General features: G+C 52.1%; 17 protein-coding genes and 1 pseudogene. 7 read left to right on the top strand and 11 right to left on the bottom strand.

Annotation, left to right across the window (positions count from 1 at the left end):
• Window positions 1–191: 191 nt before the first annotated feature.
• Window positions 192–392 (top strand): annotated as a pseudogene (locus tag QOR82_RS09455) (transposase); the annotation flags it as partial.
• Between the two features lie 132 nt (window positions 393–524).
• Here the strand turns inward: QOR82_RS09455 and QOR82_RS00810 are convergent.
• Together QOR82_RS00810 and QOR82_RS00805 are read right to left on the bottom strand one after the other, a co-directional pair.
• A complete protein-coding gene (locus tag QOR82_RS00810; RefSeq protein ID WP_283582868.1) occupies window positions 525–1,202 on the bottom strand; it encodes a potassium channel family protein in 678 nt (225 codons plus the stop codon).
• Window positions 1,195–2,535 (bottom strand): TrkH family potassium uptake protein, encoded by a 1,341-nt coding sequence (locus tag QOR82_RS00805; protein WP_283582867.1) that lies wholly within the window; start codon window positions 2,533–2,535, stop codon window positions 1,195–1,197. Before QOR82_RS00805 ends, QOR82_RS00810 begins: the two co-directional genes overlap by 8 nt.
• Before the next feature lie 147 nt (window positions 2,536–2,682).
• Here QOR82_RS00805 and QOR82_RS00800 point away from each other — a divergent pair, with 147 nt between their 5' ends.
• Window positions 2,683–3,354 (top strand): matrixin family metalloprotease, encoded by a 672-nt coding sequence (locus QOR82_RS00800; protein WP_283582866.1) that lies wholly within the window; start codon window positions 2,683–2,685, stop codon window positions 3,352–3,354.
• A 117-nt stretch (window positions 3,355–3,471) separates the two neighbouring features.
• A complete protein-coding gene (locus QOR82_RS00795) occupies window positions 3,472–4,491 on the top strand; it encodes a glycosyltransferase family 2 protein (protein WP_283582865.1) in 1,020 nt (339 codons plus the stop codon).
• A gap of 60 nt (window positions 4,492–4,551) precedes the next feature.
• On the opposite strand, the gene QOR82_RS00790 is transcribed toward QOR82_RS00795, so the two are convergent.
• From QOR82_RS00790 to QOR82_RS00780, 3 genes are read right to left on the bottom strand one after another with little or no spacing between them, the layout of a single operon-like run.
• Window positions 4,552–5,436: a LysR family transcriptional regulator gene (locus QOR82_RS00790; protein ID WP_283582864.1), complete on the bottom strand. Its 885-nt coding sequence runs from the start codon at window positions 5,434–5,436 to the stop codon at window positions 4,552–4,554.
• Window positions 5,433–6,770, bottom strand: coding sequence for an ATP-binding protein (locus QOR82_RS00785; RefSeq protein WP_283582863.1), 1,338 nt, complete (start codon window positions 6,768–6,770; stop codon window positions 5,433–5,435). Before QOR82_RS00785 ends, QOR82_RS00790 begins: the two co-directional genes overlap by 4 nt.
• The gene (locus QOR82_RS00780; RefSeq protein WP_283582862.1) at window positions 6,767–7,477 is read right to left on the bottom strand and encodes a LytR/AlgR family response regulator transcription factor; all 711 of its coding nucleotides are present in this window, start codon (window positions 7,475–7,477) and stop codon (window positions 6,767–6,769) included. The genes QOR82_RS00785 and QOR82_RS00780 overlap by 4 nt, the downstream gene beginning before the upstream one ends.
• 164 nt (window positions 7,478–7,641) lie before the next feature.
• On the opposite strand from QOR82_RS00780, the gene QOR82_RS00775 reads away from it, so the two are divergent.
• The 4 genes from QOR82_RS00775 to QOR82_RS00760 all read left to right on the top strand — a co-directional run bounded on the left by QOR82_RS00775 (window position 7,642) and on the right by QOR82_RS00760 (window position 16,965).
• On the top strand, window positions 7,642–10,059 hold the full coding sequence (locus tag QOR82_RS00775; protein ID WP_283582861.1) for a glycoside hydrolase family 3 C-terminal domain-containing protein: 2,418 nt from the start codon (window positions 7,642–7,644) through the stop codon (window positions 10,057–10,059).
• Between the two features lie 2 nt (window positions 10,060–10,061).
• On the top strand, window positions 10,062–10,580 hold the full coding sequence (locus QOR82_RS00770) for a GtrA family protein (protein ID WP_283582860.1): 519 nt from the start codon (window positions 10,062–10,064) through the stop codon (window positions 10,578–10,580).
• A 166-nt stretch (window positions 10,581–10,746) separates the two neighbouring features.
• Entirely contained in the window at window positions 10,747–13,698 is a 2,952-nt protein-coding gene (locus QOR82_RS00765) for a glycoside hydrolase family 3 N-terminal domain-containing protein (protein ID WP_283582859.1), read from the top strand.
• Between the two features lie 345 nt (window positions 13,699–14,043).
• Complete coding sequence (locus QOR82_RS00760; protein WP_283582858.1) at window positions 14,044–16,965, top strand: glycoside hydrolase family 3 N-terminal domain-containing protein; 2,922 nt, start codon at window positions 14,044–14,046, stop codon at window positions 16,963–16,965.
• 115 nt (window positions 16,966–17,080) lie between these two features.
• Here QOR82_RS00760 and QOR82_RS00755 read toward each other — a convergent pair whose 3' ends face one another.
• The 6 genes from QOR82_RS00755 to QOR82_RS00735 all read right to left on the bottom strand — a co-directional run bounded on the left by QOR82_RS00755 (window position 17,081) and on the right by QOR82_RS00735 (window position 23,334).
• A complete protein-coding gene (locus QOR82_RS00755) occupies window positions 17,081–18,463 on the bottom strand; it encodes a DHA2 family efflux MFS transporter permease subunit (protein ID WP_283582857.1) in 1,383 nt (460 codons plus the stop codon).
• A 78-nt stretch (window positions 18,464–18,541) separates the two neighbouring features.
• Window positions 18,542–19,570, bottom strand: a complete 1,029-nt coding sequence (locus tag QOR82_RS00750) for an ATP-binding cassette domain-containing protein (protein ID WP_326521479.1) — start codon at window positions 19,568–19,570, stop codon at window positions 18,542–18,544.
• Between the two features lie 3 nt (window positions 19,571–19,573).
• Window positions 19,574–20,035, bottom strand: a complete 462-nt coding sequence (locus tag QOR82_RS09380; protein WP_326521478.1) for an ATP-binding cassette domain-containing protein — start codon at window positions 20,033–20,035, stop codon at window positions 19,574–19,576.
• A gap of 258 nt (window positions 20,036–20,293) precedes the next feature.
• Window positions 20,294–21,238 carry a Dyp-type peroxidase gene (locus QOR82_RS00745; RefSeq protein ID WP_283582856.1) on the bottom strand — a complete coding sequence of 315 codons (945 nt, stop codon included), beginning with the start codon at window positions 21,236–21,238 and terminating at the stop codon, window positions 20,294–20,296.
• A 164-nt stretch (window positions 21,239–21,402) separates the two neighbouring features.
• Window positions 21,403–22,695, bottom strand: coding sequence for an FAD-binding oxidoreductase (locus QOR82_RS00740; RefSeq protein ID WP_283582855.1), 1,293 nt, complete (start codon window positions 22,693–22,695; stop codon window positions 21,403–21,405).
• Window positions 22,696–22,719: 24 nt separating this feature from the next.
• Complete coding sequence (locus QOR82_RS00735) at window positions 22,720–23,334, bottom strand: flavodoxin (RefSeq protein WP_283582854.1); 615 nt, start codon at window positions 23,332–23,334, stop codon at window positions 22,720–22,722.
• Window positions 23,335–23,386: the final 52 nt, after the last annotated feature.

Below are 23,386 nucleotides of genomic sequence, written 5' to 3'. Positions count from 1 at the left end.
GGCAATATCATCCCGAAGACGATTATTATGTAAACCCAGCTGGTGTTCGTTTCAATTTTAAACGTTATGCTTATCGTAATGACAAGTATGGATTTCATCGTGATTTCAAAGTATATCAGGCAGAAAAGTACGATGAAAATCATCAGATTAATCCTAAAGCATTAACTCCACATGGTTACACCAAATACATTATGGTCAATCCACAATGGGAGTATTTTAAGGCAAAAGCACGCAGATCGCTTTCAAATTCCGATAGTTATTCACGCCGTAAATACGACGTTGAAACAGTGTTCGGAAATTTGAAGGCTTATTTGAGTTTCAAGAGATTCACGGTACGTGGCCTTGAGAAAGCCAAAGGGCAAGTTGGAATTGCCTTAATGGCATTAAATATGAAAAAGATGGCCGATAGGCCATCCATTTTTCAAAACATCCCATCAATTAAAAAAAGTCCATTCAGAATTTTTGCCAAATTCCGAATGAGCTTTATCATTTTAGGGACTTATGTCACAGCCCCCTTTTTTGCTTTAATTTTTGGGACTGAGAATGTTATTAACTTTTTGAATGTCAGCACTTTGCCCGATCACGGTAATGCGGGTATGGGGCCCGATGATGTCGTTGGCCTGAGGCACTTGGTTGAGATGATCCTTGTCGTCCGCGATCGCGATGACGTTGACGTGGAAGCGGCGGCGGAAATTGAGATCACCCAGGGTCTTGTTAAAGTAGGCCGGGTTGTCAACCGTCAATTCGGCCAGGGTAATCTGGGAAGTGATGTGAACGTAGTTGACGACGTTCGGGTGGAGGTGACGGAAGACCAGCTGGCGGGCTAGGTCGCGCTCCGGGGCAATGACGTGGTCGGCACCGATCTTACGAAGGACTTTGCCGTGATTCTCGCTGTTGGCCCGAGCGGAGACATCGGGAGCTCCCAGTTCTTTAGCAATCATTGTTGCCATGATACTGGCGGCGACGTGTTCGCCCAGGGTGACGTAGACGTGGTCAAAGGTGCCGATTTGCAGGTCCTTTAGTTCTTCTTCATCGGTGGCGTCCGCAATTACCGCCCGGGTGACGAAATGGGAGATGTCATCAATGACGCTCTCGTTTGCGTCGACCACTAAAACGTCTTGCTTTGCTTTGACCAACTCCATGGTCAGGGCCATCCCAAACTTGCCTAAGCCGAGGATGGCAAAACTTTCTCGATTAGCCAATGATAATTCGCTCCTTTGGATAACAGTATGTGTGGGTTGTCGAATGATTGTGGAAAATAGAAAACATGAAGGTATAGAGCCCGACCCGGCCGATAAACATCAAGAGGATAATGATTAATTTACCAAGGATGGTGAGGTGGGGTGTCAGACCGAGGGTTAAGCCGACGGTTCCGAAGGCCGAGACCGCTTCAAAAATGACCGCTGTGACGCCGTCGTGAGTCGGCAAGGGCTGGGTCATTGCCAGAATCAGCACTGCCAGTAGCAGCAAACCGATCGCCGACACGAAAAGGGTCAGCGCCCGGGTGACGTCTTCGCGGGCAAAACGCCGGTGGTGAAAGGATGCTTCCTGTCCGCGGAAGGTCGCAATGCACTGCAAGAAAAGGACCGCAACGGTGTTCGTCTTAATCCCGCCAGCGGTCGAGCCGGGTGTCCCACCGATAAACATCAGGACAATCGTAATGATCAATCCTGCCGTGCTGAGTTGGGGATAAGGGACCGAGAAAAAGCCGGCAGTCCGTGGGGTGACGGCTAGGAAAATGGTGTTGGCCAGCCGTTGCCCGGCATTGAGGCGGTCACTGAACTGGCTGAGGTTGTGCTCGCTGATCAGAAAAGCGATGATCGACAGTCCCAGGATTAAACCGCCGCTCACCAGGGCCAGGCGTGTGTGAAGGGTAATGCGGTGCCGTCGATGATAGGTGAGGATGTCGCGCCACACCAGGAAACCAAACGAGCCTGCGCAGATCAACAGAGCGATGACCATCAAGACGAAGGGATCATGGTTGAGCCCGACCAGGGAGGGGCCAAAAAGGTCAAAACCGGCATTGCAGTAAGCGGTGACGGCATGAAAAACACTGTACCATAAACCTTTGGCCCAACCGAAGCGCGGTCCAAAGTCACAGAACAATAGGGCGGCACCACCTAGCTGAATCAGCAGGGATAGCCGGATGATCAGCCGGATGACCCGCAATTGAGAAGGATGGTCGAGATTTAATGATTCTTCCGTCAACATGCGGGCACCGAAGCTTAGCCGGTGACGCATCAAGTTGGCTAGCATGACAGCAAAGGTCATGAAGCCCAGCCCACCGACTTCCACTAAGATCGCCAGCACGACTTTACCAAAGAACGACCAGTGAGTGGCGGTGGTGACCGTCGTCAGGCCAGTAACACAGACCGCGGACGTTGAAACGAACAGGGCGTCGATAAAATCTGTCGCCTGGCCATGTGCTCCTGCAATGGGCAACATCAAGAGACTGCTGCCGATCAGAATCATCAGCAGAAAACTAACTGTCAATACCGTCGGAAAAGAAAGGCGACGGTGACCAAGGTTAAGCAACGTGAAAACCTCCCTTTAAAACAATGCTTATATTATATCGCGGCCGCCTAGCGCAGTGCGAGCTTGTCGGGCACCGGCAAGCCCTTTGACTTTGCATTAGCGAGGGCGGACGGTAGAATAATTGGTGATATAAGGAGGAAAGTGATTGTGAAAAGACTGCTCTTGCTCATTGCGCTTGCTGGCATGTCCATCGGTCTCAGTTCCGTGGCTCAAGCGGCCACTGTCATCAACAATGGTGATCAGCAATATTTTAATTCTGGCACTTCCACGGGGACGGACAACCCTGCTGATGACCATAACGAACCAGTGCGGCCGTTGACAATTCCTCAAGAAACACCGATCCCTTTGGAAGGCTACCGTTGGAAAATGCGAAAAATTAAAATCTACTTGGCAAGTGGCAATCCGGAGATTCGCGCCGGTTTTCGGCACGCTGTCCGCGGCTGGAATGCTACCGGAGCGATTCATTTTATCTGGACAAAGCACCGATCCAAAGCCCAGGTGATCGCCACGGACGGTGACTTGACAGCGACGGCCAACCAGAACACGGCAGGGACCACTACCCGCCAACTCGGGACGACGGAAACGTCTTACGATCCGCAAACTCACGCCATGTTGCGGGCAACGTCGATCCTCGATTCGGGGACGCTGAACGGGACCAGCCTGGCATACCGGACGGAGGTTGCTGAACACGAACTGGGGCACGCTCTCGGCTTGGCTCACGCCCAGGAATACCAGCACAGTGTGATGGTGCCACGTAATGTGCGTACGGGGATCACGCATGAAGATGCCCGCAGTGTCCGGCTACTATACAATCGGTAGCGCTTTCGCTGATTATGCACGGATCCGGACAAGTTGCGCGCGGGGCGTGCATTTTACGGCCGGGGCCGATATAATAAGGGCAATGTGTTTAGAACCGAAAAAAGGAGCGAAATCGTTTTGGATCAACCATTACTCAGCATTATCGTGCCGTGCTACAATTCAGCGGATTACCTCGATCGTTGCGTTGAATCGCTGCTGGCGGGGGATCACAATGTCGAGCTTTTACTGGTCGATGATGGTTCAACTGATGCCACCCCGCAATTAGTTGACCAATACCAAGCTAAATTTCCCAAAAAGGTCCGGGCTCTCCACCAGCCCAACGGTGGCCATGGCCAGGCAATCAATACCGGACTGGCCCATGCCAGTGGCGTCTATTTGAAGGTGGTCGACAGTGATGACTGGTTAGACCACGCGGCCCTCGACCAGATAATGGCTTTTTTAAATAAGACGGTGGAACAAGATAACGTGATGGACATGGTAATTGCCAACTTCGTCTTCGACAAGCAGGGGTCCAATCACAAGAAAGTGATGTCTTACCCTCAGTTGCCAACAGACCGGGTCTTTAACTGGGAAGAAGTCCACTTTCCCTTTGGTAAGTATCTCTTGATGCACTCCGTCATTTACCGGACCAGCATGGTCAGGGATGAAGCACAATTACAACTGCCAAAGCATACCTTTTATGTCGACAACATTTATGTGTTTGAGCCGCTGATCTACGTCCACAAGATCTACTACCTGAACATCAATCTGTACCACTACTTCCTGGGCCGCGATGATCAGTCCGTCAACGACGCGGTGATGATTTCCCGGGCAGACCAGCAGCTGAAGGTTAACCGGATCATGCTGCATTTCTATGTGGCGCATCCGGAAGTGGGGAAGCACCTCAAGGCTTACTTGAGCAAGTATCTGCAGATTATCACGACCATCACCTCGGTCTTGCTGATCGAACAGAACACGCCGGCAAGTTTAGCCGCCAAAAAGGACTTGTGGCACGAAATCAAAGACCTCGACCGCAAGCTCTACCGCCACTTCCGGCATAGTTCCTTTGGGGTGGCCGTCAACCTGCCAGGCAAGGTTGGCCGGAAGATGACGGTCGGGACTTACCGGATGGCTGAAAAATTATATGGTTTTGAATAAATAATAAAATAAGCGTCTCTCCATACTGATCAGGTAGGGGAGGCGCTTGTTTTTGTGGAGTTATAACTTCAGTTTCGGCCAATTCTGTGCCAGTTCTTTGATGACGGGGCGCAGAATTTTTTTATTGCTCTTCAAGTAGGTGGCATAAAAGGTCATCGTTGCCGCTTCGTCCGTGATCGGCAGGGTCACTCGGTCCTCTTGCTGAAGCTGGAACTGCTCACTGCCGTGCAAGGAAGTGATGCTGGAACTGAAGAAGGGAAAATTCGAGTAGCGGGTGATCTCGGCGAGAGCGTCTCGCTGGGCCTGGTAGAGGAATTTGGCATCGGGGATGTTGTCCTGGATGATGGCTTTCCAAGGGCCGATGTCGTTATAGACGACGAAACTGAGTCCCTTTAATTCGCTAAAGGTAATCGATTGTTGGCTGGCCAGGTACATGAACTGGTCCAAGTTGACGTAGAGCTGTTCCTGGCCGAGATACAGGGATTCGACCTGGTCCGTCTGCACTTCTTCGTTATTGATGATGAGGGTGGTTTGGTTTTGGAGTAACTGGTCTGCCACCTGCTTTGCAGGAACGAAGCCGTTGTGCTGGACCTCGATGGCGGGACCTTTTTGGTCAGTGAGAAGATCGGCCACGTAAAGGGGTCCTGGAGCGACGGCGCTGATCCGCACTTTCTGGTGACTCTGGTCGTAATTTTGAATTTTCGTGACGAATTCACGGTTGGCGGCCAGTAGTTGGCGGGCGTTGCGGACGGCTTCCTCACCCGTTTTAGTCAGGGTGATTTTGTTGGGCTGCCGGTAAAAGAGGGTGACCCCCAATTCCTCTTCCAGCTTTTGCATCCCCCTGGTGATGGTCGGTTGGGTGACCATCAATTTTTCGGCGGTTTTGGCCAGGGTTTTATTGTCAGCAAAAGTGACGAGCTCTTCAAGCAGGTAATAATCGATCATTGCTCTGCCTCCTCCTTAGCTTCCTTGCTTTGCGGCTGGTTGAACATCACTGTCAGGCGGAACCAGTGATTCTTAATCCCAACGGTCATCGTACCGTTATATTTGTGGGCAATCCGGCGAATACTCTTGAGCCCGTAACCGTGGCGCTTTTTGTCCTGCTTGGTCGTTTGGGGCAGGTCGGTGAAGTTCTGCTGCGCGGTCGTGTAGTTTTCGACCTGGTAGATGATGAAGTTGCCCTTGTTGACGATGCGCAGGTTGATCATTCGTTTTTCGGGATCGTGCACCTGTTCGACACTTTCGGTGGCGTTATCCAGGGAATTGCCGAGCAGACTGCAGAGGTCCATCGTGTTGATCATGTTGAGCAACGAGCCGTTGGCAATGCAGGTGAAGATAATGTGGTGCTGTTTAAAGTAGGCGTTCTTCCGCGTCAGGATGACATCAGCAATCTTATTGCCGGTTTTGACGCCGACGTTGTAGAGGTGGATATCTTGGGATATTTCGTTGAGGTACTGCTGGCGTTTTTTGCTGTCATCTTCCATCGCCAGGACGGTCAGTTGGTGTTTGAGATCGTGGAAGTGCTGGTTCACTAACTCGCTGCTCTGCTTGTATTCTTGATATTGCTGGTACTGCGACTCCATCATGCGGTTGATGGTGTTGAGGTCGGTGCGCAAGCGGGTCACCATGCGCTGCCGGTCCTCCAGCGTCAGCATCAGCACACCACAGATATCGACGAAGGACCGGATGGTGAAGATGACGGCTGATCCGCCGAAGAAAGCCGCGGCGTTGTTGCTAATGAAGCCGACGTTGGAGATGGCAAAGACGATCATGGCGGTCAGGGCAGCGACCGCGTCTTCCCGAAAGGAAATCTCGTCGATGGTGAAACGGCGCTGGGTGAAATAAAAGAAGGCAAAGAGGGCTAAAAAGTCAACGAGAATCCAGAAGAAAACAACGCTGTTGCTGACGTGCAGCGGCAACAGTACCATGCAAACGAGCTGCCAGGAGACGGACGCAAAGGTTTCCGCCAAAACAAAGGCCCGGCACAAGCCGTAGAAGAGCCGACGCCATCCGGCTTTGGGGGCGATGACGAAGATGGTGAATAGCATCCAGGCGATGTTAGCGATGATGCCGACCAGCCAGAGCTGAATCGGCCAGGAACCGCACCAGATTTGCAAAAAGACCTGTCCCAATAGACAGGCCACGAGCGCAAGGGCGTTCATTTTTTTCCAATGGTGGTGAGACAACATCATGATGACTTGGATGCAGGCCAGCCACTCCGCGACAGCGGTAAAGAGGCGGGGGATGTTGGGCCAGATAGTCGTTGTCAGATTCATCATAATTCCTCCGTTCCCAGGTAGTCAGTCAGGTGTTGCAGGAAATCCTTTTTGCGCGAGCGGCTGATCTGCAGGACGAAGGGGCCGACGTGGACCTCGTTGTTGCTGACGCCGGTGACGAGGGCGAGATTGACCAGGTAGCCATAGTTGCAGCGGAAGAAGTTTTTGTCCGCCAGCTCCTGCTCGGTATTCTTGAGGCTGCCGATCATGCTGTATTCCTTATCATGGAGGTGGAAGCGGAGATAGTGGCCGGCACTTTCGACGTAGTAGAGTTCCTTTAAAGGAACGCGGTGCATTTCATCGCCATGACTAACGGTGATGTACTGGTCACCGGTATTATTTTGGAGCCGGGCAGTCATTTTGGCAAAGTGGGTGCTGAAACTGAAATAGGTGATCGGCTTTAACAGGAAATCTGCCGCCTGGACTTCGTAACCGTCGATCGCGTACTGAACGTAATTGGTCAAGAAAACAATTTGAACCTTTTTGTCATGCTGGCGAACCTTTTTGGCGGCGGTCATCCCGTCCATCACTGGCATCTGTACATCAAAGTAGATGACGTCCAGGTTGGCCGGATAATTGCTGGTGATCTGCACGCCATCATTAAATGTTAGTATGTCGACACCTAAATGGTGCTCTTTTGCGTAGCGACGGATATATCCGCTGAGCTTTTGGCTGGCATCCTTGTCGTCTTCAACGATGGCAATCCGCATGATAATATTCCTCCTTAGCTGTTAAATGTAATTGTAGCACGGGAATAACAAGTTATGGTTGTGAAACGACCAACTGTGTCAGTTTTGATATAAAGCGTTTTCATTTGGGCTATATTGATCCTGTTCCATTAAATAAGCAAAATGAAGAAATGAGGCTTTGACAGATGCTAAAAAATCAAAAACTGATCGATCAGTTAACGCTCGAGCAGAAGGCGGCGTTGATGTCTGGAGCCAATGAGTGGCAGACCTTTGCGATCAAGGGCAAGGTGCCAGCCATGTTTATGTCAGACGGCCCGCTTGGCTTGCGGAAACAAGAAGGGGCGGGCGATCACCTGGGACTTAACGGCAGTGTACCGGCTACCTGCTTCCCGTCCCCGGCTGGACTCGCGAACAGTTGGGATCCGAAAGTAACCCAGATGGTTGGTGAAGCCATCGGTGACGAAGCCAAGGCCCATCAGGTGCAAGTTGTCCTCGGCCCGGGGCTCAACATCAAGCGCAATCCCCGCTGCGGGCGGAACTTCGAATACATCAGCGAGGACCCCTACCTGGCCGGCAAGATGGGTGCGGGGATGATCCGCGGTATTCAGGAAAATGGTACGAAGGCTTGTCCGAAGCACTTCGCGGCCAATAACCAGGAATTGCGGCGGATGGCTTCCAATTCAGTGGTCGACGAACGGACTTTTCGTGAGTTGTACACGACCAATTTTGAAATTGCGGTCCGGGAAGGTAAGCCGGGCGCGATCATGACTTCCTATAACGAAATTAACGGCACCTACGCCAACGAAAATGCCCACCTGTTGCAGGATATTCTCCGCAAGGAATGGGGCTTTGACGGTTATGTTGTGACCGACTGGGGCGGCGATAACGACCACGTGAAAGGTGTTCAACATGGTTCCGACCTGGCGATGCCGGGTCAAGGAGTCAACGGCCCGCTGGAACTGGTTAAGGCGGTTCAGGATGGCCGCTTAGCCGAGGAAGACCTGGACGCGCGGGTTGATGAACTGCTCTCCGCGGTCAAGTCATCAACGGCGATGCAGGCAGATGATCAGCCGAAGATCGACTGGGACCACCAGCACGAAGTGGCGCGGCAGGCGGCTACCAAGGCGATCGTCCTGTTGAAGAACCACGATGACGTCCTGCCGCTGAATTCCAAGGAAAAGGTGGCAATCGTCGGCGACTTTGCCAAGACACCGCGTTACCAGGGGGCTGGTTCATCACTGGTCAACACGAAGCAGCTCGAGTCGATCGTCGACTTATTGCCAGAGAGCGGTCTGAATTCCGTTGGCTATGCCCGGGGCTACAAACGAAACAGCGATGCTGATTCCGCTTTGGTAGCAGAAGCCAAGCAGTTGGCGGAAAAAGCGGATGTCGTCCTCTTCTTCGGTGGCCTCGATGAAATCGCTGAATCAGAAGGGCTCGACCGGCCAAGTCTGGATATGCCAGCCAACCAAGTTTCTTTGATTGAAGAACTGGCTAAGCTTGGCAAGCCGGTCGTCGTTTGCCTGTCTGCTGGCTCCAGCGTCACGATGCCGTGGCTGGATGCTGCTTCGGCGGTCGTCGATGGTTACCTCGGTGGCGAGGCTGGTGCCGGAGCGATGCTGGATGTGCTGACGGGCAAGGTCAACCCGTCGGGCAAACTGGCCGAAACTTATCCGCTGCGGTATGCTGACGTTCCTTTTGGGGACGCCTATCCGCAAGCCCAACGGAATTCCTACTATAAAGAAGGTTTGTTCGTCGGTTACCGCTACTACCAGACGGCCAAGGTGCCGGTCCGCTTCCCGTTCGGCTTTGGCCTATCCTACACGAGTTTTCAATATGACCATCTGAAAGTGACAAAGCAAGGGGTTGAGTTTGACCTCACTAACACCGGCAAGGTGGCTGGAGAAGAGATTGCCCAGCTTTACGTTGGCAAGCCGAACAGCAATATTATCCGGCCGCTGCGGGAACTGAAGGGCTTTGCCAAAGTTGCCTTGGAGCCAGGTGAGAGCAAGCACGTCAAGATTGCTTTTGACGACAAGACCTTCCGCTTCTGGGACGTCAAAACGAATGCCTGGCAGGTCGAAGGTGGCACTTATCAGATCATGGTTGGCGCCAGTGTGGCCGACATCAAACTGACGGGTTCGATCGACCAGCAGGGTACGGTGCAAACTGAAATTAATCATCAACTGGATGCCTACTACCAGTGCAAGCTCGATGGTGTCACGGATGCGACCTTTGCCGCTCTTTATGGAGAGGAGATGCCAAGCAACGACTTCCAAGCTGGCCAGAAATTGCAACGGAACAACACCCTGTCTGAACTGCGTTTTGCTCGCGGCTGGCTGGGCCGGCGGATCGGCAATATTTTGAAGAACCGGCTGGAGAAGAGCGAGCAGGCAGGCAAGCCCGACCTCAACATCCTCTTCCTGTACAACATGCCATTCCGGGCCATGGCCAAGATGACAGAAGGTGCTGTCAGCATCAAGATGGTGGATGACATGCTGGACGCCGTCAACGGTCATTTCTGGGGCGGCCTGGGTCACCTCATCGGCGACTACTTTAGCAATCGTTCATTACAAAAGAAGACACAATTTAAGGAGGACTAATCATGGCGGAACAAGCAAAATCAACGGAAAACTATCACGGCCTGGTTGGCGCCATCAAACGTTTCAAGGATAAGTATCCGAACGTCTGGCAGTTTATCATGTTTAACATCTTTTCCAACGTAGCGACGATCACGAACTTCGTCGTGCTGTGGATCAGCGACGCGGCGCTGAAGAACGTGAATGCGGCCTTTAGCTGGTGGATTTTCCATTACTCAACAGACCAGGGCGGTTTGGGCGGCTTCATTGCCTTCCTTCTTGCCTACGTTTGTTCCCAAATTGTTAACTTCTTCGTCCAACGGAAGGTGGTCTTCGGATCCCACGTTGAGATTCGGCGGGTGATTGTCTGGTACATTTTGACCGTGACCGTCGCCGGGATCATCTCGGTATGGCTGCCACCATACATTATCGGTTTGACCAAACCGGCCATTGGTGGTTGGGCCCCGACGGTTGCCAATATCGTCAACATTGTGGTCCAAGTGGCGATTAACTGGCCGATGATGAAGTTTGTAATTATGAAATAAGTTAATAAGCGGTCGATGAAAGCTTTCACCGGCCGCTTTTTTTTGGTGTTTTGTGCGACTTATGCGCTTACATTAACAACTTATGCCATTTCACCGTTTCTAATTGTGAAAGCGCTATACTGAAACCGTATTAATCATTATTCATTTTTTTGAGAGGAGCAGGGACATGCGTAAGAAAAGCAAACTTCGCAGCATGTGGATTTCGCTGGGCATCATTATCGGCTTAATTGTCGTTATTGCACTGGTGGCCTACATCGCAATCAGCGCTTTGATCAAGCAAGGGGTTGTGACGATGATGGACATCATGTCCACCGTTAACCTGGCCGGGAAATACTTTATCCCGCTGGGAATCTTACTGTTGCTGATCATTATTGGTATTATTGTCTTTCATAACCGCAGCGACCGCTTTAATTTCTGGTTTAAGTGGGAATCGCTGTTAGCTTTTATCGGGGTCCTCGTTTTAACGGTAAACATCGTGATGGTCGGCCCGATGGCTGCTTTGCTGAGTGTTCAGCAGGCGCAGTTAGGGACGGTCAGTTCGAAGACCTTGAAGAAGTCTGCTGCCACCGATGAAGACATTGCCGGTGAAGGGGCGGTTCTGCTGAAGAACCAGGACAATGTCTTACCATTTGATGGGCAGAAGAACGTGAACATCTTCGGCTGGGCTTCGACGAACCCGCTGTACGGCGGGACTGGTTCCGGTGGTGTTGGTGCTATCAAGCAGACCAACCTTTACCAGGGAATGGAAAACGCCGGCTTCAAGCCAAACATGCAGCTTTACAACTTCTACCGTCATTACCGTAAGGATCGGCCACAGGTTCAAATGAATACCCAAGATTGGACTCTGCCTGAACCGAAAGCAAGCACTTATTCAACTAAGATGATGAACCACGCCAAGAACTACTCTGACAATGCAGTTGTTGTCATCAGTCGTTCTGGTGGTGAAGGCGCCGACTTGCCGAAGGACATGACCAATCTGCCAAAGGGTGCGGTATACTACGGCAACAAGGGTGACTTCAAGAAAGGCCAATCTTACCTGCAGATTGACAAGACCGAACGTCAAATGCTGACCAAGGTCAACAAGAACTTTAAGAACGTTGTTGTCGTGATCAACTCTGCTAACCCGATGCAGCTGGGCTTCCTCAACGATTACAGCCACGTCAAGGGTGCAATCTGGATGCCAGGTCCGGGTCAACAAGGCTTCAACGCCCTCGGTAACATCATTCGGGGGAAGACGGACCCATCCGGGCGGTTAGTCGACACTTACCTGTACAACGACAAGAACTCACCATCGAACAATAACTTTGGTGACTTCCAGTACAGCAATGGTAAGCGGATTTACAACAGTGGCAACAAGGGCTTAGCCTTTGCAAACTACACTGAAGGCATTTATGTTGGTTACAAGTACTTTGAAACCCGTTACGGTTCCAACAACGGTCAGTACCGGCGGATCGTCCAATATCCATTCGGCTACGGGCTGTCTTACACCCGCTTCCGTCAGACGATGAGTCAGTTACACCAGGGTCGCAACGGCAAGATTTCCTACTCCGTCACGGTGCGGAACACAGGCCGGCGGGCCGGCAAGGATGTTGTTCAGACTTACTACACAGCTCCTTACACCAACGGCGGCATCGAAAAGGCTTCAACGAACCTGCTGCGTTTTGCGAAGACTCGCAACCTGAAACCGGGTCAATCCCAGACGATTCACTTTACGGTCAACCGTTCGGACATGGCCTCATTTGACCAGAAGACTGGTAAATACGTCCTCGATTCTGGGAACTACCAGATTCAATTGAAGAATAACGCTCACGATGTAGTAACGACGCGCCAGTTCAACCTGGCCAACCGGATTGCTTACAACAAGTTGCCGGGCGATAAGAAAGCCACCAAGAATGAATTCAAGGAAGCTCAGGGCCATGGGATTACTTACCTGAGTCGGGCCAATAACTTTGCCAACGCCAAGAAGGCTTTGGCAGCGCCAAGCAAGAACACGAAGGCACCGGCTAGTGTTGCCAAGAACACGACCGTGCCGAAGAACGAAAAGATGCCAAAGGCCACTGGCAAGATGCCAACGACCAAGGCACACAACAACCTTAAGCTGGCTCAACTGCGCGGTAAATCTTACGACAACCCAATGTGGAACAAGCTGCTCGATCAGATGAGTGTCAAGGATATGCAGAAGCTGGTTACCTACGGTGGTTACCAGACACCGGCGATCAAGTCCATCAGCAAGAACCAGACTTACGACTTTGATGGTCCTTCGGGCTTGTCCAGCTTTATCGTCAAGAATCTGAAGACGACGACCTTCCCGGCTGCCGACTTGACGGCTGCTACTTGGAACGCCCAAATGGCAAATGACAAGGGCCAACAAGTTGGGAAGGAAGGCCAAGCTGCCGGAATCTCTGGCTGGTACGGTCCAGCGATGAACATTCACCGGAACCCATTCGGCGGCCGGACCTTTGAATACTACTCTGAAGACCCGCAACTGGCTGGGACAATGGCAGCCAATGAAATCAAGGGTGCCAAGAAGTATGGCGTTTACTCCTACATGAAGCACTTCGCCATGAACAACCAGGAAACCAACCGGATGAGTGGTATCAACGAGTGGGCCAACGAACAATCAATCCGGGAAACCTACCTGAAACCATTCCGAATGGCGGTTGAAGATGGTCACGCCATGGCCACGATGAACGCCTTCAACTTCATCGGCGACCGTTGGTGTGGTGCTAACAACAATCTGATGAACAACGTGCTCCGTGGTGAATGGGGCTACAAAGGCTTAGTTGAAACCGACTACTTTGCCGGTGGTTTCATGAACTCGAACTCCGCGTTGGCTAACGGCACCGACCTGATGCTGTCAACTAACGGGGCAATGGGTGCTAAGCCACAAGGCCTCAACAACCCAACTGTCGTTCGGCAGATGCGGACAGCTTCCCACCACATCCTCTACACCGTTGTTAACAGCAACGCTTACAGCAAGGATGCCGTGAAGACGGCAAACGCCGTCACCCTGCCGTGGAAGAAGCGGTTGTACACGATTGATGTGGTCCTCGTCATCATCCTGGTACTGCTGGAATGCCTGGTCGTTTACCTCGACCGGCGCAAGTACCGTGACTAATTGACGGCTACACCCTTACAAACTGAATGCTAATCCTTCGCTATCGATGGCTTAGACTGTTGATGGCGGGGGATTTTTGCTTTTATCACTAGCCAACCGCAATTGAGGGCCACGGTACCCGCAATTGTGGCTTTTCTTATGCCGTGTTTTTATTGCTAGTAATTCATTTTAAGCATTGATAATTACTAATGTAAGTTATTATGACTAGTTATGCTCACAAAGTGGCAACTTATTCAAATGAAAGCCTTTTATTAGGTGTAAACGCTAACATAGGAACCGTTAAGAAGGTTGCAATCATTAAGCAAGTTCATTCAGTTTGTTTTGTTGAGAAAGGGGTATCGAACAATGCGTCAGAAGAGACTTCGCAGTTTGTTCATCACGCTGGGCATTATCCTTGCTTTGATCGCGATTGTCATTATCGGTGGTTACTTTGCCGTTCAATCGCTGATTAAGGCTGGGGTCGTTTCAGCGCAGGATATTACCAGTACCGCTTCAGTGATCATCAAGTACTTGATTCCACTGATTGTCCTGCTGGTTTTGATCATTATCGGTTTGATCGCATTTTGGAATTGCAGTGAACGATTTAACTTCTGGTTTAAGTGGGAATCGCTGCTTGCCTTTATCGGGGTGGCAATTCTGACTGTCAACGTCATTTTGACGGGGCCGATGGTCGCCCTGATGAATGTCAGTCAGGCTCAGATCGCCAAGGTCAACCGGCCGACGGTCCAAACCTCTAACCAAGTCAGTCAGGACATCGCCGGTGAAGGGACGGTCCTGCTGAAGAACAGCGGCAACAATCTGCCGATGAAGGCGGGCAAGATCAACGTCTTTGGCTGGGCTTCTACGAACCCGATTTACGGGGGAACTGGTTCTGGTGCTGCTGGGGATGTGGCACCAGTAACCCTCTACCAGGGCTTGCAGCACGCGGGCTTTAAGCCGAACATGCAGCTGTACAACTTCTACTGTGGCTACCGCAAGACGCGGCCAGCTGTTGGTTTGTGGAAGCAGGATTGGACCCTGCCAGAACCAAAGACTTCTCAATATTCCGGTAAGATGATCAATCACGCCAAAAAGTACTCTGATACGGCAGTGGTAGTCCTCGCCCGGAACGGTGGTGAAGGGGCTGATCTGCCGGAAAACATGGGTAAGCTTCCGAAGACCGCGGTATACCATGGCAACAAAGGTGACTTCAAGAATGGTCAGTCTTACCTTGAACCATCACAGACTGAAAAGAACATGTTGAAGATGGTCAATAAGAACTTTAAGAACGTGATCGTCCTGATCAACACCGGGAACCCAATGCAGCTCGGTGCTCTTAACAACTACAGCCACGTCAAGAGTGTGCTGTGGATGTCCGGACCAGGACAACGTGGCTTTAACTCCCTCGGCAAGATCCTGAAGGGGTCGATCGACCCATCTGGGCGGACAGTTGACACTTACCTGTACAACCTGAAGGATCAACCATCATTTAACAACTTTGGCGATTTCAAGTACGCTAACGATCCGCGGATGTCCTACGTCAACTACAACGAAGGAATCTATGTCGGTTACAAGTACTTTGAAACCCGTTATGGTTCTAACAACAATCAATACAACCGGATCGTTCAGTATCCGTTCGGCTATGGGCTGTCTTACACCCGCTTCCGTCAATTGATGAGTCAGTTGCGTCAAGGCCGCGACGGGAAGATTTCTTACTCCGTTACGGTTCGCAACACGGGTCGGCGGGCTGGCAAGGACGTCGTGCAAACTTACTACACCGCTCCTTACACCAATGGCGGGATCGAAAAGGCTTCGACGAACCTGTTACGCTTTGCCAAGACTCGCAACTTGAAGCCGGATCAGTCACAGACGCTCCGCTTCACGGTCAACCGAGCTGAAATGGCTTCGTGGGACAGCAACCACGGCGGCCGCTACGTCTTGGATCCAGGTCGTTACCAGATTCAGTTGAAGAACAACTCTCACGATGTTGTTGCTAGTCGGAACTTTAGTTTGAACAACCGGATTATCTACAACAGTAGTAACAAGCGGCCAGGTGATCGCCAAGCACCAAAGAATGAATTCCAATATGCTAAGGGCAAGGTCACTTACCTGAGCCGGGCTAACAACTTTGCCAATGCTAAGCAGGCCCTGGCTAAGCCGCACGATGTCAAGGCTTCCCAGCACACAATAAAGACGGCAACGATGCCGAATAACTACAAGCTGCCAAAGGACACTGGCAAGATGCCGACGACGGGTGCCCACAACAACGTCAAACTGAACCAGTTGCGGGGCAAGTCTTACAATGATGCCAAGTGGAACAAGCTGCTTGATGAGTTAACGCCAAAGCAGATGCGGAAGTTGATCGCTTACGGTGGTTACCAGACGATGAATATCAACTCGATTGGCAAGCGCCACACTTACGACTTTGACGGGCCTGCAGGTCTGCAGAGCTTTATGGTCAAAGGTCTCAACACTTCTACCTTCCCAACTGGCGACATGATTGCGGCCACTTGGAATTCCAACCTGGCTAACGACAAGGGTCAACAAGTCGGCAGTGAAGGCCGGCAGGCTGGTATTTCCGGCTGGTATGGTCCGTCAATGGACCTGCACCGGAGTGCCTTTGGCGGCCGGGACTTCGAGTACTACTCCGAAGATCCGCAACTATCAGGGACGATGGCTGCTAACGAACTGAGCGGTGCTAAGAAGTACGGCGTCTACGGTTACATGAAGCACTTTGCCATGAATGAACAGGAAACCAACCGGATGGGGGCCATTAATGAATGGGCCAACGAACAGTCCATTCGGGAGAACTACCTGAAACCATTTGAAATGGCCGTTAAAGACGGCGGTGCAACCGCAGTGATGAGTTCATACAACTTCATCGGCAATCGCTGGGCCGGAGCCAACAAGAACTTGCTGCAGAATGTGCTGCGCAAGGAATGGGGCTTCCACGGGCTGGTCGAGACCGACTACTTCATCGGCGGGTTCATGAACTCCAACCAAGCGCTGAAGAATGGCGGCGACATCATGTTGTCCACCAACGGGCTGAACGGGGCGCAAGCAAGCGGCCTGAAGAACCCGGCCGTGGTTCGGCAGATGCGGCAAGCTAGTCATGATATTCTCTACACGACGGTCAACAGCAATGCTTATGACAAGGCCAACCAGCAGAAGTCAATGACGCTGCCATGGCGCAAGCGGCTCTACACGCTCGATGTCATTCTTGTAGTGATCTTAGTCCTGCTTGGAGGCTTGGTTATCTACCTCGACCGGCGCAAGTACCGGAACTAGATAATGTTACTTCTCTCAAAAATGAATTAAGCCACACAATCCTGTAATGGACAGGGTCGCGTGGCTTTTTGATTTCAGATACAAACCACTTGCCTGACGAGTGGTTGTGGCGTGTTTAACTGGCGAGGTCTTGTACACCGCGGTGTTTCAAAAACGGGGTCAGGGCCAGGGCGATGCAGAGGAGCAAGAAGGCAACTCCGAAACCACCCTGGATGCCCAGGTGGGAGGTGGTGCCGTGGCCGCTAAGCTGGTCGACGATGCCGATGGTGGCAACAATTACCGCCATTCCCAGTGATGCCGCAATTTGCCGTAAGGTGTTGAAACATGCGACGGCATCGGGCAAGACCCTTACCGGAACCATCACCTCAGCTTGGGTTTGCAGGGGGATCAGCATGGTGACGAGGCCGAGCTGCCGGACGGTTTGGAAGACGGTCACCATGGCGGTGGAAGTCCGGGCACCGATCAAGGCCTGACAAGCGGTCCCGGTCATATCGATGAGCAGGCCGCAGGTCACCAGGGTGCGGATCGAGTATTTATCATAAAAGCGGCCGCTGGTGGTCGAGAGCAGGCCGGTCAGACAAGCACCCGGGAAGATCGCCAACCCACTGATGAGAGGGCTTTGCTTCTGGACGGTTTGGACCAGGAGGGGGATCAAAATGGAGTTGCCATACATCGTGGCCACGATCAGCATATTGATTGCCGTTGGAATTGTGAACTGCCGGTATTTAAAAACACTGAGGTTGAGCAGTGGGTGAGAAGAATGCCGCTGCGTAAGCACGAAGATCGTCAAGAAAATGACCCCGATCACGATGCAGCCGAGGACGTTCCAGGAGAGAAAGCGGTGGGTAGAGATGTCGGAAAGTCCGTTCATCAAGGTGAAAAGCCCGATAGTGACAGTGATCAGACCGGCGAGGTTGAAACGTGGGGTCTGCCGGTGTTTGATCTCAGGCAATTTCTTCCAGGCAAAGGCGAAGATCAGCAGGATGAAGGGAATCATCATGATGAAGAGGTAGCGCCAGGAAAGATATTTCAGCATCAATCCAGAGATGACCGGTCCGGCGATCGGCGAGCAGTTGAAGGCAAGGCCAATCCAGCCGTTGATCTGCCCCTGATGGCCCTTGGGGGCATAGTTCATCGCAATCACGTTCACCAGCGGCATCATCATCCCCGAACCGATGGCCTGGACCATCCGGCCGGCGACAAGGGTTGGAAAAGTGGGGGCCAGGGCCCCGATGAAGGTCCCAATAATGAAAATCCCCTGAAAGATTAGGAAGAGGCGGCGGAAAGAATATTTTTTGATGAAGTAGGCACTGACTGGAATCATCAGGGCGTTGACGAGGATATAGCCGTTGCTGACCCACTGGACGCGGGCGGCCCCGATTCCGAAGTCACGCATTAAGACAGGCAGGGCCACGTTCATGACGGTTGAACTGAGGATGCCAAAAAAAGCGCCAAGCACCATGATAATCAGAGCTTGACGAATACGTCGGTCACTCATTGATCGAAAATCTCCTTTAAATTGAGCTTTAGCATAATGATTATCATAACATGCCGGTCATTGAAACGCGTCGTCAATTTAGCGCTGAGCTAGCGGCTGGATGCGGACTTGCTGGCTAGCAACCGCATTGATAAAGTGCTGGTCGTGTTCCACAAAGAGGAGTGGCGGGCGGAACTGCCGGATCAACTGACTTAACTGCTCTTGGTTGTAAGTGTCGAGGTAGTTCAGCGGCTCGTCCCAGATGTAGAGATTGGCTTTTTGGGAAAGCGAGCGGGCTAATTCAATCTTCTTTTGCTGACCCATACTCATCTTCTCGATCGGGACGGAGAAACTCGTCCGTTCCATCCCCAGCTTGCGCAAAATCGTCAGCAATAATTCGGCGGGAAGGTGGTTGGCGGCCGCAAAAGTCTGCAGCGAGCCGTGGTTGCTGCTGAAATTTTGGCGAACGTAGCTGACCGTCAAGCCGGCCGCTAGTTGAAGCTGGCCGGTGACCCGTCCGGCAAATTGTCCCCGCAGGGCTTGGATGAGGCTCGTTTTGCCCGCACCGTTCGGGCCAATCAGGGACAGCTGTTGGGAAACGGTTAAGGCAAAACTGAGGGGTTGAAAAAGCGGCTGCCCGTCCAAGCTGAGACACAAATTTTTCGCGGTCAGCAAGGTCTGGTGGTGGTCAGGTACGTAGTTGATACTGAGCGGCTCGATTTCTTCCACTTCAGTCAACAGACCCTTGCGTTGTTCGATGGTTTGACTGAGCCGGTTTGTGGTGGTAATTGTCTTTTTCATCATCCGGGCGGATTTTGCCCCGATAAACCCCTTGTCAGCGTGGGAATTGTGTTTCTTTTCGCTTTCTGCCCGCTGGGCCCATGAAAGACGTTGCTGGCGAGTTTTTTTGAGATTTTTGATGGTGGAGCGTAACTGCTGGTTGGAGTGGATGGCCGCTTTGTCGCGACGCTTTTTTTGAGCAGAGTAAGTAGCGTAATTGCCCTGCTCGAGAACCAGCTGCTGACGTTCAATGACGAGGGTGTGGTCGATGACCTGATTTAAAAAATCTTGGTCGTGACTTGTAATTATTAAACCCTGTCGCTTGGCTTTTAGGTAAGCGGCGACCAACTGTCAGCCAGTGAGGTCGAGATGGTTGGTGGGCTCGTCCAGGAGAAAAAACTTGTTCTCCTGAGCCAGGAGGACGGCAAGTTGCGCCTTGGTTTGTTCACCGCCGCTGAGGGTGGCATAAGCTTGCCAGAGGATTCCGGGATCAGTTTTCATGAGGTTGAGTTCCCGCTCGATTTGCCACTGCTCCAGATTAGGATTATTACTGGCCGCGAGCAGGGCGCTGCCAGCCAGCTGATGAGGATCGGTAATTGTCAGGGGAAAGTAGGCAAAGTTGAGCTGACTTTCCACGGTCCCCCGGTAATCGAGCTGCCCCAGCAAAATTTTCATCATGGTTGTTTTGCCCCGGCCATTGCGCCCTAGCAAGCCGAGTTTCCAGTCACTGCTGATGTCGAAGTGGCAGTTGGTAAACAGTGGTTTTTGTCCCGGGTAGGCAAAGCTGAGTTGCTTGACGGAGATTGTCGACATTGGTGAATCACCTTTCTTTCTTGGCGGGGAACACAAAAAAGGCCCGCCCCGGCTAGGACAGGCCTAATAGTGGTCACTGCCAAAGTGACCTGGTGATTGAAGATCAGCTATCAGTTTTAATCCTACCCTGCGCAAGCCAGTTCACGTCCCCACGTGAATTGACAACGCTAAAAATGTGGCAGATTAAAACTTCAATGCTTGATCCCTCCCGATAAAAACTGCTAATAGCTTAACAATGGCGGCTGCAGATGTCAAATATTAATCGAAGTCGCCGTCGGTAATCTTGGCCAGAACCGTCTTGGACGGGATGAAGAAGAGTTGGCCAGTCAAGATCTTGGAGAAGCTCAGCAGGTAGTCATGCTTTTCGACCATGTTGGTGAGCATGGTTTTGGTAATGTTCCAGTGCCGGGCATAACCGATAAAGTAAGTCCCGGTCGTCTTTTCTGCCGGCTCCGAGAACGGCACGTTCATCCGGACGATGTTCTGGGTGACGCCGTTGATCTTGGCTTGTGAAGCCACGTTGTGGGAATTCTTCAGCTTATCCTTGTCCATCAGTTCGAGGTCGGAGAACTTCTTACGCCCAACGGCCTTTTCCTGGGTTTCGGTCGACAGGGCGTCCCAGACGTCCATGTCATGGTGCCACTTTTGGGCAAAGGCGTAAGAACCGTTTTCGAATTCTGGATCTTCATCACCGATAATCGCGTAGTCCTTGGCTTCGTCGATTTCCGGATTTTCGGTTCCGTCGATAAAACCGATGATGGCCCGGCCTTCGAAATAGCGGAAGCCGTGGGTTTCATCGAGGGTAGTCGTGACATCTCCGATGAACATCATGATCTGCCGCATGAACTCGTAGACAGTTGCCCGGTCGTTGGCCCGGACGTGCATAAAGATGTCGCCCTTGGTGGCTGGCATCTCGTATTTGTCGCCCTTGATCGTCTGATAGGTCTCCAGTTCCTTCGGCTTGTCGGTGTTCGGAAAGAGATAATCCCAGGCAGCATTGCTAAAACCTAGCGCCACGTGAAGGTTGCTTTCCTGGGCCCGGATGCGCAGAGAACGGGTGATCGCTTGGAAACGATCAACGAATTCCTTGACGGCCGCCAGCTCTTTGTCGTGGTCCTGGCGTTTGAGCTCTAAAACGGTAAACTGGACTTCTTTCCCGGCGTCTTTCCAGACATCTTGTGCTTTACTTGGATCAACAGACATAAAAAATGCCCCCTTCTGATTACTTGTCTACAGGACCAATATAGCATAATTTTGACCAGCGGCGGAAGCGATTTAGCTTGGAATGATTCAAAAAAGCCCGCCATACTCATCGAGAAGAGGCATAGCGAGCTATTATTTTGGTACAAATGCGACAACTTACATGGTTAAGCGTTCATCATGCAGTTGCTGGCGCTTGAGGCCAAGTTTTTGCAGCTGGGCCTCAACGTGGAGCACGGCCGGGCCGGCACGATGATCAAGTCTCCCGTAGCGATTTCTTGCGGCGTCAACAGCTGCTGCCAACGCGCGGTGGTCATCCGGCCCTTGACGGGGGTGTAACTGAAGTGGCCGGTGGCCGCCAATGTCCGCAACTGCTGGTCGATTGCTGGGAAGCGATCGGCTTCGCGCGAATAGGACCAAATGACGTGCAATTGGCCCTGGCCGGCGAAATGCTGACTGAGGTTGTGGAGGGGCGCAATCCCGGTCCCCATTCCGTAGAGAACGACGGGATGATCTTGCTGCAAGGCCTCAGCCACGAGCCGAGCAAAGTCACCGAAGGGTCCCTCGATTGCAACGGGAGCGCCGGGTTTGATCTGGCTCAGTCGCTTGGTGTCATCGCCATTTTGCCGAATGATAAATTCTAATTCCTGAGCTTGCCCACTGCTGCTGGCTTGAACCAGCGAGAAAGGGTGGGCTTCCCGAAGGCCGTGGACTCCAGGAAAGCGGAGGAAGAAAGTGGTTCCGGGCTGGATCGAGCACGAACGGTTGAGATTCACCACTAGCCGCCGTGTCGCACTGTTCAATGCTTGGTTGACTTTAACGACGGCACGTTGACTGCGTCTGTTGGGAAGGACCTTGCTAGCGCCATAGATCAGGGCCGTGATGAGTGTGGAAAGATTAAAGCCGGTCATGAAAGCGCGCAAGGAACTAACTTGGGGGATCAGGTTTACGTGCAGCCAAATCAGGGCGATACAGACTAAGTTGAGACGGTGTAGCCACATGACTAGCTGGTGGCGCAGACCGTGTCGCAACAGCCAGGACTTGGCGCGGGCGAGCGTTGGCCAAAAATCTATCAACCAGCCGGAAAGGAAGATGATCGCCACGATCATTCCTGCTAAGGACAGCCACCAGGCAATGTTACCTGTCAGCTTAATCGAGGGCTGAAAGGAAAATTCGCTTTGACGGTGGACAGTCGCTGCGACCAGGGCGAGCAGACCGAGGAGCCCGTGGACTGTGTAGACGGCCTTAAGATTGAGTCGACCGACGAGCCAGTGCGGCCGGGCGGCCAGGATCGTGGCACCTAGCCACCAGCTATAGGCGAGGACGCCGGTATCGGCTGCTCGCAGGTGTGAGGCCGTATCCACTAGCTGCTGATTCAACAACAGTAATAGCGGGATGGGCAAAATGATGATCACAAACAACCAGATGATGCTGCTTTGCCACTTGCTTCGTTGCCGCAAAAGCGCCACTTCCTTTACCGATGATTAGTAACCAAGGCTCTTCAGCCAGCGGTTAACCTTGCCCTGAGCACTGGCGGCTTGACTGCCACGAACCGTGAAGCCCTTCTGGGTCTTAGCCTTTGGGAAGGCTTTCTTGATGGTTGAAGCCGTGTTGCCCAGGCCAGAACCTTCAGCCGTAGTGAACGGAATGATGGTCTTAGAACTGGAGTTTAGGGCTGGTTCCTTGTCCATAAAGGTCCGGATGATCATCGGGTACTGACTCCACCAAATTGGGGAGCCGATGAAGACAGTTGAGTACTTCTTGACGTTGGGCAGCTTGTTTTTGATCGCTGGCCGGGCATTATTTTGCTGTTCACGACGCGCTACCTGAGTGGTTTTGTTGTAGCTGTTGGGGTAAGGCTTCTTGGGGACGATTTCGTATTCGGTGCCGCCAGTCCGTTTTTGAATGTCGTCGGCAATCCGTTTCGTGTTTCCGACCTTGAGGGGACCATTGTAGACCTCTTTTGTCCGGGAAAAGTACACGATGAGGACCTTGTTCTTGCCGTCTTTGTTCGTGGCGGCGTTAGCCGGTTGACTGGCCAGCGCAAAAATTCCGAAGGCTGCGACTGCAGCGAGGATGAACTTCATTAGTTTTTTCATGAAAAAGGACTCCCTTCAATCATTTGATTGAACTGATTCTATACCTTGGAGT

Origin of the sequence: Limosilactobacillus difficilis (genome assembly GCF_947387495.1) — a bacterium.
In the GTDB taxonomy this organism is placed as follows: Bacteria; Bacillota; Bacilli; order Lactobacillales; family Lactobacillaceae; genus Limosilactobacillus; species Limosilactobacillus difficilis.
Note: the sequence above shows the minus strand (reverse complement) of the source record. Positions and strands in the feature narration are given on the sequence as shown.